This is a genomic window from Phenylobacterium sp. (genome assembly GCF_024508875.1).
Classification (GTDB): Bacteria; Pseudomonadota; Alphaproteobacteria; order Caulobacterales; family Caulobacteraceae; genus Phenylobacterium.
In genome coordinates this window covers 15,131-28,191 of sequence record NZ_JANINU010000205.1, presented here as the reverse complement: position 1 = coordinate 28,191, position 13,061 = coordinate 15,131, and the positions used below count along the sequence as shown (strand labels likewise).

General features: G+C 69.7%; 13 protein-coding genes. All 13 read left to right on the top strand.

Annotation, left to right across the window (positions count from 1 at the left end; genetic code table 11):
- On the top strand, positions 1-646 hold a 646-nt coding region (locus Q0L11_RS15195), incomplete at its 5' end, for a VWA domain-containing protein (RefSeq protein WP_296598329.1).
- Positions 647-689: 43 nt separating this feature from the next.
- Positions 690-1,349, top strand: coding sequence for a TetR/AcrR family transcriptional regulator (locus tag Q0L11_RS15190; RefSeq protein WP_296598328.1), 660 nt, complete (start codon positions 690-692; stop codon positions 1,347-1,349).
- Between the two features lie 5 nt (positions 1,350-1,354).
- A complete protein-coding gene (locus tag Q0L11_RS15185) occupies positions 1,355-2,497 on the top strand; it encodes an MFS transporter (protein WP_296598327.1) in 1,143 nt (380 codons plus the stop codon).
- A gap of 62 nt (positions 2,498-2,559) precedes the next feature.
- Positions 2,560-3,783 carry a putative DNA modification/repair radical SAM protein gene (locus Q0L11_RS15180; RefSeq protein WP_296598326.1) on the top strand — a complete coding sequence of 408 codons (1,224 nt, stop codon included), beginning with the start codon at positions 2,560-2,562 and terminating at the stop codon, positions 3,781-3,783.
- Positions 3,783-5,222 (top strand): UdgX family uracil-DNA binding protein, encoded by a 1,440-nt coding sequence (locus tag Q0L11_RS15175; RefSeq protein ID WP_296598324.1) that lies wholly within the window; start codon positions 3,783-3,785, stop codon positions 5,220-5,222. The genes Q0L11_RS15180 and Q0L11_RS15175 overlap by 1 nt, the downstream gene beginning before the upstream one ends.
- Positions 5,223-5,541: 319 nt before the next feature.
- Positions 5,542-5,910 (top strand): GntR family transcriptional regulator, encoded by a 369-nt coding sequence (locus Q0L11_RS15170; RefSeq protein ID WP_296598323.1) that lies wholly within the window; start codon positions 5,542-5,544, stop codon positions 5,908-5,910.
- Positions 5,911-5,914: 4 nt separating this feature from the next.
- Positions 5,915-6,766 carry an ABC transporter ATP-binding protein gene (locus tag Q0L11_RS15165; RefSeq protein WP_296598321.1) on the top strand — a complete coding sequence of 284 codons (852 nt, stop codon included), beginning with the start codon at positions 5,915-5,917 and terminating at the stop codon, positions 6,764-6,766.
- Positions 6,763-7,665 carry a hypothetical protein gene (locus tag Q0L11_RS15160; protein WP_296598320.1) on the top strand — a complete coding sequence of 301 codons (903 nt, stop codon included), beginning with the start codon at positions 6,763-6,765 and terminating at the stop codon, positions 7,663-7,665. Before Q0L11_RS15165 ends, Q0L11_RS15160 begins: the two co-directional genes overlap by 4 nt.
- A gap of 24 nt (positions 7,666-7,689) precedes the next feature.
- A complete protein-coding gene (locus Q0L11_RS15155; RefSeq protein WP_296598319.1) occupies positions 7,690-8,523 on the top strand; it encodes a DUF2306 domain-containing protein in 834 nt (277 codons plus the stop codon).
- A 12-nt stretch (positions 8,524-8,535) separates the two neighbouring features.
- Positions 8,536-9,267, top strand: a complete 732-nt coding sequence (locus Q0L11_RS15150; protein WP_296598318.1) for a hypothetical protein — start codon at positions 8,536-8,538, stop codon at positions 9,265-9,267.
- Positions 9,264-10,253 carry a hypothetical protein gene (locus tag Q0L11_RS15145; RefSeq protein WP_296598317.1) on the top strand — a complete coding sequence of 330 codons (990 nt, stop codon included), beginning with the start codon at positions 9,264-9,266 and terminating at the stop codon, positions 10,251-10,253. The genes Q0L11_RS15150 and Q0L11_RS15145 overlap by 4 nt, the downstream gene beginning before the upstream one ends.
- A gap of 61 nt (positions 10,254-10,314) precedes the next feature.
- On the top strand, positions 10,315-11,841 hold the full coding sequence (locus Q0L11_RS15140) for a M20/M25/M40 family metallo-hydrolase (RefSeq protein ID WP_296598316.1): 1,527 nt from the start codon (positions 10,315-10,317) through the stop codon (positions 11,839-11,841).
- Between the two features lie 83 nt (positions 11,842-11,924).
- The gene (locus Q0L11_RS15135) at positions 11,925-13,058 is read left to right on the top strand and encodes a hypothetical protein (protein ID WP_296598315.1); all 1,134 of its coding nucleotides are present in this window, start codon (positions 11,925-11,927) and stop codon (positions 13,056-13,058) included.
- Positions 13,059-13,061 lie beyond the last annotated feature (3 nt).

Below are 13,061 nucleotides of genomic sequence, written 5' to 3'. Positions count from 1 at the left end.
CGTCGAACTCGGCACCCGCAACATCAAGGTGGCCCTGCGCCGCCTGCGCAAGTGGGTCCGCGAGGGCTCGCCCGACGAGCTGGACCTGGGCGGCACCATCAAGGGCACCGCCGAGAAGGGCTACCTCGACATTCAGATGCGCGCCGAGCGCCGCAACAAGATCAGCGTCCTGCTGTTCCTCGACGTCGGCGGCTCGATGGATTCACACATCAAGGTCTGCGAGGAGCTGTTCAGCGCCGCGCGCACCGAGTTCAAGAACATGGAGTTCTTCTACTTCCACAACTGCCTCTACGAAGGCGTCTGGAAGGACAATCGGCGTCGTCACACCGAGAAGATGAACACCTGGGACATCCTCCATAAGTACCCGCACGACTACAAGGTGATCTTCGTCGGCGACGCCACCATGAGCCCCTACGAGATCACCTATCCGGGCGGCTCGGTGGAGCACTGGAACGAGGAGGCGGGCGCCGTCTGGATGGATCGCGTCGCCCAGATCTACGACAACATGGTCTGGCTGAACCCCACGGCCGAACGTCATTGGGACTACACCCCCTCCATCGGCGTCATGAAGCAACTCGTCGGCGATCGCATGTACCCGCTGACCATCGACGGGCTGGAGAAGGCGATGAAGGAGCTGTCGCGCTGAAACCTTCTTGGGCCTAGGCTCGTGTAACGCTTAAGGGATTCGCATGACCGATCCCCTGATTCAGGACGCTCCCGAGACGGACGAGACCCAGGCCGCGACGAAGGCGGCCGTGTTCAACGCCGCCGAGCGCCTGTTCGCCCTGCACGGTTTCCAGAACGTCTCGGTGCGCGACATCACCGCCGAGGCCGGGGTGAACCTCGCCAGCGTGAACTACCACTTCGGGTCCAAGGACGCGCTGCTGTTTGAGATCTTCCGGCGGCGCACGTCCGAGCTGAACCGCGAGCGGGCCCGCCTGCTGCACGAGGCGGCCGCCCGCCACAACGGCAAGCCGCCGGTGCGCGAGATCCTCGAGGCCTATTTCGCCCCGCCGCTGCGCTGGGCGAACCCCGACAACGACCGCCGCATCTCGGTCCAGTTCATCATCCGCGCCCGCTCCGAGGGCACGGCGGAGATGCGCGAGGTGCTGCGCAACGACGTCAGCCACCTGGAGCGGTTCGCCGGCGCCCTGATGGCCGCCCGCCCCGACCTGCCCAAGGAAGACGTCTACTGGCGCCTGCACTTCGTGCTGGGCATGGTCCACAACAACCGCTTCGCCGAGTTCGACCGCCTGCACCACCTGTCGGGCGGCCTGACGCGAGAGGGTGACGTCGACGCCCTGCTGAAGCGCATGCTGGACTTCGCCGAAGCCGGGTTCGCAGCCTGAACAGGTTGCTCCTCAGCGCCTGCGCGCTGAGGTTCTTCGACACGTTCCTGCTGATCGTCCCGTTCTACACGGTGATGTTCGCCGAGAAGGGCCTGTCGCCGGCCCAGATCGGCCTTGTCCTCGGCGCTTGGTCGGCGGTCGGCGTGGTGCTGGAGGCGCCGTGTGGGGTGCTGGCCGACCGGGTGTCGCGCCGCTGGCTGCTGGCCACCGCCCAGCTCCTGCGCGCCGCCGGCTTCCTGGTCTGGCTGGCGTTTCCCGGCTTCTGGGGCTTCCTGGCGGGCCTCATGCTCTGGGGCATGAAGAGCGCCACCATGAACGGCGCCTTCGAGGCGCTGGTCTACGACGAACTCAAGGCCATCGGGCGAGAGGCGGAGTACGCTCGCGTGTTCGGCCGCGCCAAGGCGGCCCGTGGCGCCGGCCTCGTCGCCGCCTCGCTGACCGCCGCTTTCGCCGCGCCGCTGGGCTATGGGCCGCTGATCGTCGCCAGCGCCGTCGCCGGCCTGGCCGCCGCGGCCGCCGCCCTCAGCCTGCCCGCCGCCCCGCGCCTCGCCCACGCGCCGGACTGGGGCTACGTCGGCCACCTCGTCCACGGCGCGCGCCACGCCCTCACCCTACCCGGCGTCCCGGTCCTGATCGCATTCATCGCCGGGCTCCAGGCCGTCGCCTACGCCACGGCGGACTACTGGCAACTCTTCGGCCGAGACATCGGCCTCACCAAGCCGGCCATCGCCGTCTTCATCGCCGCCATCGCCTGCGCGGAGATCGGCGGCAGCCTGTTGGCCCACCGCGTCCGCCGCCCCGATCATCGCTGGCTCTACGGCGCGGCGGCGCTGGCCGGCCTCGCCGTCGTGGCCGCCGCCGCGGTCCATCGCCCCTGGGCCGTCGTCTTCCCCCTGGCCTACATGGGCCTCTACAGCTTGGTGGACGTCAGCGCCGACGCCCGCTTCCAGCACGCGCTGAAGCCCGAGACCCGCGCCACGGTCGCGTCGGTGAAGGGCTTCATAACCCAGTGCGCCAACGGAACCCTCATCCTGAGCTTCGGCCTGCTCGCCCAGGCCAGCTCTTACCGGATGGCGTTCCTCGCCTACGGGTCCGCGCTCGTCCTCCTTGGCCTCGGCTACGCCGTGGCAAGCGCGCGCCGCGCCTGAGCCGGCCAGATTCGTCCACGGCTCCGCTTGCGTGAACAAATTGGGAACATTAGGTTCCCCGGATGGCTGTCCTCGACCTCAAGCGCAAGCTCGCGATCCTTTCGGACGCCGCGAAATACGACGCGTCCTGCGCCTCCTCGGGCAGCGTCAAGCGGGACTCCCGCGGCGGCAAGGGCGTCGGCTCCACCGACGGCGGCATGGGCATCTGCCACGCCTACGCGCCGGACGGCCGCTGCATCAGTCTGCTGAAGATCCTGCTCACCAATTTCTGCGTCTACGACTGCGCCTACTGCGTGAACCGCGTCAGCTCCAACACGCCCCGCGCCCGCTTCACCGTGGACGAGGTCGTCGACCTCACGCTCGGCTTCTACAAGCGCAACTACATCGAAGGGCTGTTCCTCTCGTCGGGCATCATCCGCTCGGCCGACTACACGATGGAAGAGATCGTGCGCGTGGCCCGCACCCTGCGCGAGGTCCACGATTTCCGCGGCTACATCCACCTCAAGCTGATCCCCGAGGCCTCGCCCGCGCTGGTGAACGAGGCCGGCCTCTACGCCGACCGCGTCTCCATCAACATCGAGCTGCCGAAGGACGAGAGCCTGGTGTCGCTGGCGCCGGAAAAGGACGTCGCGGGCATCAAGAAGGCCATGGGCGCCGTGCGCCTCTCCGAGGACGCCGCGAAGGATAAGGGTCGCAAGACCCGGCCGCCCAAATTCGCGCCGGCGGGCCAGTCCACCCAGATGATCGTCGGCGCCGACGCGGCCACCGATGGGGCGATCCTCAAGCGCAGCGAGAGCCTGTACGGCGCCTATCGCCTGCGCCGCGTCTATTACTCGGCCTTCTCGCCGATCCCGGACGCCACCTCGCGCCTGCCGCTCCAGCGGCCGCCGCTCGTGCGCGAGCACCGCCTCTACCAGGCCGATTGGCTGATGCGCTTCTACGGCTTCCAGCGCGCCGAGATCATCGGCGAGGCTGAGGACCTCGATCTGGCGATCGATCCCAAGCTGGCCTGGGCGCTTCGGAACCGGGGCGACTTTCCGGTCGACGTGAACACCGCCGACCGGGAGCGCCTGCTGCGGGTTCCGGGCCTGGGCGTGCGTGCTGTCGACCGCATTCTGGACGTCCGGCGCTTCAAGCGGCTGGAGCTGGACGATGTGAAGCGGCTCTCGCGCGGGATCGAGAAGCTGAAGCCGTTTCTGATCTGCGCCGACTGGAGCCCCGGCGCCCTCACCGATCGCGCCGACCTGCGCCAGAAGGTCGAGCCCCGTCAGTTGGACCTGTTCTGATGCAGGTGGTGCGGCTCGCCTACGAAACCGACTTCGACGGCTGGCGGCGCGCGGCCCGCGCCATGCGCGCCCGAGGCGTCGCCCCGGAAAGCGCCCTCTGGACCGTGGACGGCCAGGCCACCCTGTTCGATGGCGCCGACGAGCCTGCCCCGCCGCTGGAGGCCGCCCCGGCCGGCGCCTTCCGCGTTCCGAAGACCTTCATGGACCTCGCGCCCCGGGTAATCCTGCACCGGTCCGACGAGCGGTTCGCCCTGCTCTACCGCCTGCTCTGGCGACTGCAGGACGAACCCGACCTGCTGCACATCGCGTCGGATGCAGACGTGGCGCGGGCCCACCACTTCGCGCGGGAGGTCGGGCGCGCGGCGCACAAGATGAAGGCCTTCGTCCGCTTCCGCCTCGCGTCGGAGGAAGACGACGCCTACGTCGCCTGGTTCGAGCCGGCCCATCGCGTGGCCGAGGCGACGGCGCCGTTTTTCGCCCGCCGCTTCGCCAACATGCGCTTCTCGATCCTGACACCGGACACCTGCGTCCACTGGGACCTGGCCGAACTCAGCTTCACGCCCGGCGCGGACCCGGCCGACGCGCCCAGCGAGGACGCGCTGGAGGAGTACTGGCGCACCTACTACGCCTCCATCTTCAACCCGGCGCGGCTGAAGGTCGGCGCGATGCAAAAGGAAATGCCCAAGCGCTACTGGCGGAACCTGCCCGAGGCGGCGCTCATTCCCGAGCTCATCGCCCAAGCGCAAGGCCGCACCGACACCATGGTCCGCCAGGCTCCCACCGAACCCAGCCGCCGTGTCGTGAAGGCGGCCGTGCGCAACAGCCGAGACGCGCCCTGGGAGGGCCAGGCGCCGACCTCGCTGGCGGAGGTGGCCGCCGGCGTAGACCACTGCCGCCGCTGCGACCTCTGGCGCGACGCGACCCAGGGCGTGCCGGGCGAGGGCCCGGGGAAGGCGAAGCTGCTTTTCGTGGGTGAACAGCCAGGCGATCAGGAAGATCTCGCCGGCACGCCCTTCGTCGGGCCCGCCGGCCAGATGTTCGACCGCGCCCTTGCTGAAGCCGGCGTGCCGCGCACCGAGACCTACGTCACCAACGCCGTGAAGCACTTCAAGCACGAGCTGCGGGGCAAGCGGCGCATCCACAAGACGCCCGATGCGGGCGAGGTCACCGCTTGCCGCTGGTGGCTGGACGCCGAACGGCGGATCGTGCGGCCCCGGGTCGTCGTGAGCCTGGGCGCGACGGCGGCGCTAGCGGTGTTCGGCAAGGCCACGCCGGTCGGCAAATTCCGCGGTCAGGCCCTGCAGTTGCCCGATCAGGCCCAGGGCGTCGTCACCTACCATCCTTCCTACCTGCTGCGCGTGCCGGACGAGGCGGCGAAGGCGAAGGCCTGGGCGATGTTCGTGGCGGACCTGAAGTTGGCGTGGTCGCTGGCCGCATGACGGGCCGCGCGGCGTCCTGAGTTGCGGCTCCCCCAACGTGGGGGCGTTGTGGCGGGGGAGCCGCGTTCAGGAGCGCTTCGGGGCGGTCGGTCCGGGGGGAGAGATGGACCGGCGTCCCTCAAGCCCGGACACCATGCCCGCCGGGCTTGGCCGTAGTTGGGCCGGTTCGTGTCAGCCCTGTATCGCCGCATGTCCAATCGAAGACGCTTGCGCTCGCTAGGTGTTATGGTCATATATAACACCAGATCGGCTGGCGGATGATGGAGACTCACCGTCACGGTCGCCCTCCGCGGGGCGCGGAGGTGGTTCGGACGAGGCGATGGACCCCGAGTGGAACGACAGTCAGCCGATCTACCGCCAGATCCGCGATCGCGTGGTCGCGATGATCCTGGACGGCCTGCTGAAGCCGGGCGACCCGCTGCCGTCCGTCCGCAACGTGGCGACCGAGAGCCGGGTCAATCCGTTGACCGTGCTCAAGGCCTACCAGCAGCTCACGGACGAGGGGCTGGTGGAGAAGCGCCGCGGCCTCGGCATGTTCGTCAACGAGGGCGCGCGCGAGCTGCTGCTCTCGGCGGAACGGGAAAAGTTCCTCAAGGAACAATGGCCCGAGGTCCTGGCCACCATCCAGCGCCTGGGCCTCACGGACGAGTTGCTGGGCAAGCCGCCGAAGCCCGCAGGCGAGGGCTGAACGCATGGCCTGCATAACCGCCCGCGGCCTGCGCAAGGCCTACAAGACCACCCTCGCGCTGGACGGCGTCGACCTCAACGTCGAGGAAGGCCGCATTGTCGGCCTGATCGGCCCGAACGGCGCCGGCAAGAGCACGGCCCTCCAGGCGATCCTGGGGCTCACGGAACACCAGGGCGATCTGCGGGTGCTGGGCCGCGATCCCTGGACCGAGCGCGGCGCGCTGATGCGCGACGTCTGCTTCATCGCCGACGTGGCGGTGCTGCCGCGCTGGATGCGGGTCTGGCAGGCGCTGGACTTCGTCGCCGGCGTCCATCCCCGCTTCGACCGGACCAAGGCCGAGGGCTTCCTGGCCCGTACGCAGATCCAGAGGACGAGCCGCATCCGCGAGCTCTCCAAGGGCATGGTGACCCAGCTCCACCTCGCCCTGGTGATGGCCATCGACGCCCGCCTGCTGGTGCTGGATGAGCCGACGCTCGGCCTCGATCTCCTCTATCGCAAGGCGTTCTACGACAGCCTGCTCAACGACTACTTCGATGGCTCCCGCACCATCCTGGTGACAACCCATCAGGTCGAGGAGGTGCAGCACATCCTGACGGACGTGATCTTCCTGAACCGCGGCAAGGTGGTCCTGGATTGCAGCATGGACGCCTTCGAGGAGCGCTACGCCGAACTCGTCGCCGCCCCCGACCGGCTGGCCGAGGCGCGCGAGCTCCGGCCGATCCACGAACGGCAGCTCTTCGGCCGCAGCATCCTGATCTTCGACGGCGCCGACCGGGGCCGGCTCGCCGACATGGGCGAGGTCCGGACGCCCAGCCTCGCCGACATCTTCGTCGCCGTCATCGGAGGCGCCTCATGACCATCGCCGAAGAGCTGCGCGAACCCCCACCCCTGCCCCGGCGCCGCGTGATGTCCTGGCTGATCCGTCGCGAGCTCTGGGAGCATCGTGCCGTGCTGGCGGCGCCGCTGGCCACGGCGGGCGTGGGCCTGATCGGCTTCCTGCTGAGCTCCTTCGCCCTGCCCTCCGCGCTGCGCGCGGTCGCGGCGGGCGACAAGGCCCACCGCACCCTCGTCCTCGGCCCCTACAGCTTCATGGCCCTGGCCGTGCTCTTGGTCGGCATGCTGGTGGCGGTCGCGTATTCACTGGGCGCGCTGCAGGGCGAACGGCGCGACCGCAGCCTGCTGTTCTGGAAATCGCTGCCCGTTTCGGACAACCTGACCGTGCTGTCCAAGGCGGCGGTCCCGATCCTCGTCACGCCCGTGGTGACCTTCGCCGTCGTCTTCGCCGCACAGGTCCTCATGCTGGCGTGGAGCACCCTGGTCGTGGCGGCGAACGGGCTCAGCCCCGCGTTGCTCTGGACCCAGGTGAAGCTGGACACGATGTGGCTCGTCCTGCCCTACGGCCTGCTGATCAACGCCGTCTGGCAGGCGCCGGTCTACGCCTGGTTCCTCCTGGTCTCGGCCTGGGCGCGGCGCGTGCCGATCCTCTGGGCGCTCGGGCCGTTCCTGGCGCCCGCCCTGGTCGAGGCGATGGCGTTCCGCACCAGCCACGTCGGGCACTTTATCGTCGTGCGGCTGCTGGGCGGCCTCGCCCAGGCCTTCAGCGTCGGCGGCAAGGCCGAGCAGGCCGTCGACAACGTGCGCCAGCTCGACCCCGGCCACATCCTGGCCGAGCCCGACATCTGGCTCGGCCTCCTGTTCGCCGCCGGCTTCCTGGCCGCCGCCGCCTGGCTCCGACGACGACGCGAGCCGACCTGAACCCTCCCCAAAGGAGTTGATCCCATGACCACTGCGATCCTGACGCCCGGCGTGTCCGCCCGGGCGGCGGCGGAACGCGCCCTGAAACTGGCCGCAGGCGTCTGGCTCACGACGGCCATCGCCGGGCAGGCGCTGTTCCTGACCTACATCTTGGCCTTCTACGGGCCCTCGACCCTCGGGGGCGACTTCGCCGCCTGGGCGAAGAACGAGAGTCTGATCAAGGGTTACGTGCCCGGCGACACGGCCGGCAACCTGGCGTTCGGCGCCCATGTGCTGATGGCCGCCGTCGTCACGTTCGGCGGCACGCTGCAACTCGTGCCGCAGCTACGAGCGCGGGCGCCCGGGGCGCACCGCTGGATCGGCCGCGCGTTCCTCACCACCGCCATCTTGGCGAGCCTCGTCGGCGTCTGGATGACATGGGGACGCCCGACATTCTCCAGCCTCCCCAGCGCGATCGCCATCACGCTCGACGCGGCCTTGATCCTGATCTTCGGGGGTCTGGCCTGGCGCGCGGCGGTGAAGCGGGACCTGGCCGCCCATCGGCGCTGGGCAATGCGGGCTTTCCTCGTCGCAAACAGCGTCTGGTTCCTGCGTCTGGGCATGGCGGCCTACGGCGTGGCGCGGATGGCGACGGGGAATGTGCTTCCGCGCATGGGCGACGCCTTCGAGGTCTGGAGTTTCGGAGCCTACCTCGTCCCCCTGCTGATCCTCGAGGGATACCTGCAGGCTCAAGCCCGCGGCGGGACCGCCATCCGCTTCACCGCCGCCGGCGGGATCGCACTCTGCACCCTGCTCATGGCCATCGGCGTCGCCGGAACCTGGATCGGCATGTTCGGCCCCTTGCTTTCGAACCTCTGAGGAGATCGTCCGATGAACCTCGAAGCTCCCCCAGGCGCCCCCTGGATCCTGCACGTCGGCGCTGCGCTGCTGCTCGTGATGCACATCGGCGGCGGCGCCATGGGCATCCTTTCCGGCGGCGTCGCCATGTTCGCCAAGAAGGGTGGGCGCGCTCACGCCGTCGCCGGAACTGTCTTCTTCGTCTCGATGCTGACCATGGCCGGCGTGGCGGCCGTCGTCGCGCCGCTCCTCCCGGACGGACGCTGGACCAACACCACGGCGGCAGTCTTCACGCTCTATCTGATCACCACCGCCTGGGCGACCGTGCACCGCCGGCCCGGGACGACGGGGCGGTTCGAGCGCGCCATCCTGGTCCTCCCGCTCGGCATTGCCGCCATGGGCTTGGCGCTCATCCCCTACGGCGCGGCCACCGGCCGGATGGAGGGCTTCGCGACCATCTACATCTTCGCCCTGATCTGCGCCCTGGCCGCGGCCAGCGACCTGGCGATGATCCGCAACGGCGGCGTCACGGGCCGCGACCGCACGGTGCGCCACCTCTGGCGGATGGGCGCGGCGCTGTTCGTGGCGACCGGCTCGTTCTTCTTCGGCCAGCAGGATCGGATTCCGGCGGCGATCCTGGCCACGCCGATTCCGACCGTCGTCGGCCTCGCCCCCTTGCCGTTGATGACCTTCTGGTGGCTCCGCACACGGTTCCCCAGCCACTTCCGCCTGCGCGTTGCCCCGCCGCGGAGCGCGGCGTCATGAGCCGCCTCGCCGCCATCGCGCTCGCCGCCCTGATGGCCGCGGCCGGAGCCCATGCCGAGGGCTACAAGGTCCCGCGTACGAGGTTCGGCCAGCCCGACCTGCAGGGAATCTGGACCAACACCTCCCTGACCTGGCTGCAGCGTCCGCCGATCTTCAAAGGGCTGGTCGCAACCGAAGCCGAGGAGGCCATGATGCTGGCCGGCTTCCGCAAAATGGCAGGACCGGCTCTCCTCGAAACTCACATCGATCCGAACGCCCCGGCGCCGCCCGAGGTGAAGGACGCGCCGCAGGCCGACATCCTGGAGATGGACCTCAGCCTGGCCCGCATCGATGGCCAGAAGCGTTCATCCTGGATTGTCGAGCCGGCGGACGGCCGGCTGCCCTTCACCGACGCGGGCAAGAAGGCGGCGCGAGAGGCTTCGCGCGGCGACCGGTACGACGGTCCCGAGGTGCGCCCGGTGGAGGAACGCTGCCTGGTCGCCATCGGCTCGACAGAGGGGCCGCCGATGATGAACGGCGGCTTCAACGGCCACATCCAGATCGTCCAGGCCAAGGATCACGTGGCGATCGAGGTGGAGATGAACCACGACGTCCGGATCATAAGGCTCAACGACCGGACGCATCCGCCCGCCAGCGTCAGGCCCTGGATGGGCGATTCCGTCGGCTGGTGGGAGGGCGATACCCTGGTGGTCGAGACGACCAACTTCCACCCGCGGACCTACATCGGCTCGCTGACCGGCGGGTTCGCCTATTCGCCAAGCGCCAAGCTCATCGAGCGGTTCACCCGCAAGGCGAAGGACGTGATCTTCTACGAGTTCTCGATCGACGACCCCGAGTACTTCAAGACGCCGTGGCGCGCAGAAATGCCGTGGCGGCCTGCAAAGGGCCCGATCTACGAATACGCCTGCCACGAGGGGAACTACAGCCTGCCCAATATCCTGGCCGGGGCTCGGTTCGAGGAGCAGGCGGCGAAGAAGACACCCTGACTCGCTTGCGCCGCCACGCCCCTCGCGCGCTACAACGGCGGGACAGCAAGGGAGTGATGCGATGGCGTGGCGGGGCGTGGCGGCGGGCGTGGGCGTAGCTCTGGCCTTGATGGGCGGGGTCGCCCAGGCTGAGAGCCCGGCGGCCAAGGTGCGGGCCTGGCGGCAGGCCAACGAGAAGGCCATCGTCGGCGACTTCATCAAGCTGCTGTCGATGCCCAACGTCGCCACGAACGTCCCGGACATCGAGGCCAACGCCGCCTACCTGCAGGCCCAGCTCAAGGCCCGCGGCTTCGCCACGCAACTCCTGACGGCCGAGCCGGGCACGCCGCCATCGGTGTTCGGCGAGTTGAAGACGCCGGGCGCCAGGCGGACGGTCGTGTTCTACGCCCACTACGACGGCCAGCCGATCGGCCAGAAGGGCTGGGTGACGCCGCCGTTCCAGCCCGCGGTGCGCACCGCGCTGCCCGAGGCGAAGGCGATCGACTGGCAAGCGGCAGGCGCCCTCGACCCGGCGTGGCGCGTCTACGCCCGCTCCGCCGGCGACGACAAGGGCTCGGTCCAGGCGATGCTGAGCGCACTCGATGCGCTGAAGGCCATCGGTCGCAAGCCGACCGTGAACATCAAGATCCTCTGGGAGGGCGAGGAGGAGCAGGGTTCGCCCCACTTCGCCGCCCTGGTGACGAAGCACAAGGAGACGCTGAAGGGCGACGTCCTGATCATGGGCGACGGGCCGATGCACCAGTCGGGCAAGCAGATGATCAACTTCGGCAACCGCGGGATCGTGGGCTTCAAGACCACCGTCTACGGGCCGCTGAAACCGCTGCACGATGGCCACTACGGAAGCTGGGCGCCCAGCCCGACGGTGATGATCGCCAGCCTGGTGACCAGCCTGCGCACCGACGACGGGAAGATCCTGATCCCGGGCTTCGCGGACGAGGTCTCGCCCGTGTCCGAGGCCGAGAAGGCGGCGCTGGCCGCGCTGCCGCCGATCGAGCCCGAGCTGAAGCAGGCCATGGGCCTGGGCCGCAACATCGGCGGGCCGCGCCTCGCGGACGGCTATCTGGCGCCCACGCTGAACGTACGTGCGATCCACGGCGGCGACACCGGCCCCGACGCCGCCAACGCCATCTCCACCGAGGCCGAGGCCTCGTTCGACATCCGCCTTGCGCCCGGCATGACGCCAGCCGTCGTGCACCGGAAGGTCGAGGACTACCTGAAGGGCCAGGGCTGGACGATCGTCCGCGACACGCCGGACCTCGCCACGCGGCTGGCCAACCCGAAGATCGTGCGGCTGAACTGGGACGAGGGCGAGAGCACTGCCACCAAGACCGCGATGGACGGCCCCGCCGCCGCCGCGGTGGCCGCCTCCATCGGGCGGACCGTGGGGTATCCGGTGCTGAAGCTGCCGATCGTGGGGGCCAGTTCGGGCATGGCCGAAATTGTGGGCACGCTGCAGGCGCCGATGGTGGGCGTCAGCATCGCCAACTACGACGACAACCAGCACGCTGTGAACGAGAACCTCACGCTGGGCGCACTGTTCGGCGGCATCGAAGTCTACGCCGGTCTGCTCTCGGACCTGACCTGGTAATCCGAGCCGCGCGGCCGTCGCGGCCTTGTGGCTATACTGGCCGGCATGCGCCTTGGGGGGCGCGGAGATTCGGAGGCGGGGCGATGACGGCGGCGGAAGCGCAGCGGCCGGTCGAGGGGGCCGAGGAGCGGCACGGGCTGTTCCAGGATCCCCTGGCCGACTGGACCAACGACGACGTGCTCCAGACCAAGGAGGCGCGGGCGGCGCTGGGCGCAAGGCATCCCAGCGGCCTGCGCGTGCTGGACTGGCCCGAACTGCGCGCCCTCTTCACGAAGTACGATCCACCCGCGACGCGCCACGGCCGGCGCGACCGGCGTTACGGCCTGCTGTCGGTGGCGCTGGCCGCGCTGGGCCTGACGCTGGCGGGACTGGCGCCCCTGGCGGTCGGGGCCGAGCGCTACATGGAGGCCGCCGCTGCGGCGCTGACGATCGCGGCGCTGGGCCTGATGGCGTTCCACGAGTTCGGCCAGACCTCCAAGGCGCGCTGGCTGGGCCAGCGGTTCGGCGCGGAGCGTGTCCGTAGCCTCTACTTCCAGGCCGTGACCAACAACCTGGATCTCGTCGCACGCGCCATGACGAACGACGCGGCGCTGGGCGAATGGAAGGTCGCGCGCACCGCGATGCTGTCCCACCTGCCCAAGCCGCAGGATCTGCCGGGCCAGGTCCCGAAACTGGCTGGGCCGATCAGCAGCGACGACGAGACCTGGGTCGTCGCCGGTTGGAGCGCTTCGCCTGCCGCGCCGCCGCCCTCAGCGGACCTCGATCTCTTGCTGTCGCTGCTCCGCGGGCAGCGTTTCGACGCCCAGCTCGACTACGTGGAGCGCAAGCTCAGCCACTCCCTGGGCGCCCCGGGCCGGCGCGCCGCCACGGTGCGCCTGCTGAGCAAGCTGTTGCTCGCCGCCGCCGTGGTGACCGCGATCATGGCCGCGGTGCTGCTCTATACGGGACGGAGCCCGGGCGACACGGACGTGAAGCTCGCCCTGGCGGTCACGGTCGGAGCCGTCGTGGCGACGCTGGCGCTGCGGATCATCAACGACGACCGGCTGCTGAGCGGCGACGCGGCGCGCTACGCCGCCTATGCCGCCGCCGCCCGGAAGGCTCGCGACCGCTTCGACGCCGGTGGGGTCGCCGAGAAGCTGGCTGCGCTGCGTGAGATGGAAGTCATCGCCTATCGCGACCTGCGCGAGTTCGTGGCCGCCCACTGGCGCGCGCGCTGACCG

Excerpts from the sequence above, each read along its gene's own strand:
- Q0L11_RS15190 (WP_296598328.1), top strand. The coding sequence starts at position 690 with ATGACCGATCCCCTGATTCAGGACGCTCCCGAGACGGACGAGACCCAG.
- Q0L11_RS15180 (WP_296598326.1), top strand. The coding sequence starts at position 2,560 with ATGGCTGTCCTCGACCTCAAGCGCAAGCTCGCGATCCTTTCGGACGCC.
- Q0L11_RS15175 (WP_296598324.1), top strand. The coding sequence starts at position 3,783 with ATGCAGGTGGTGCGGCTCGCCTACGAAACCGACTTCGACGGCTGGCGG.
- Q0L11_RS15170 (WP_296598323.1), top strand. The coding sequence starts at position 5,542 with ATGGACCCCGAGTGGAACGACAGTCAGCCGATCTACCGCCAGATCCGC.
- Q0L11_RS15165 (WP_296598321.1), top strand. The coding sequence starts at position 5,915 with ATGGCCTGCATAACCGCCCGCGGCCTGCGCAAGGCCTACAAGACCACC.
- Q0L11_RS15160 (WP_296598320.1), top strand. The coding sequence starts at position 6,763 with ATGACCATCGCCGAAGAGCTGCGCGAACCCCCACCCCTGCCCCGGCGC.
- Q0L11_RS15155 (WP_296598319.1), top strand. The coding sequence starts at position 7,690 with ATGACCACTGCGATCCTGACGCCCGGCGTGTCCGCCCGGGCGGCGGCG.
- Q0L11_RS15150 (WP_296598318.1), top strand. The coding sequence starts at position 8,536 with ATGAACCTCGAAGCTCCCCCAGGCGCCCCCTGGATCCTGCACGTCGGC.
- Q0L11_RS15145 (WP_296598317.1), top strand. The coding sequence starts at position 9,264 with ATGAGCCGCCTCGCCGCCATCGCGCTCGCCGCCCTGATGGCCGCGGCC.
- Q0L11_RS15140 (WP_296598316.1), top strand. The coding sequence starts at position 10,315 with ATGGCGTGGCGGGGCGTGGCGGCGGGCGTGGGCGTAGCTCTGGCCTTG.
- Q0L11_RS15135 (WP_296598315.1), top strand. The coding sequence starts at position 11,925 with ATGACGGCGGCGGAAGCGCAGCGGCCGGTCGAGGGGGCCGAGGAGCGG.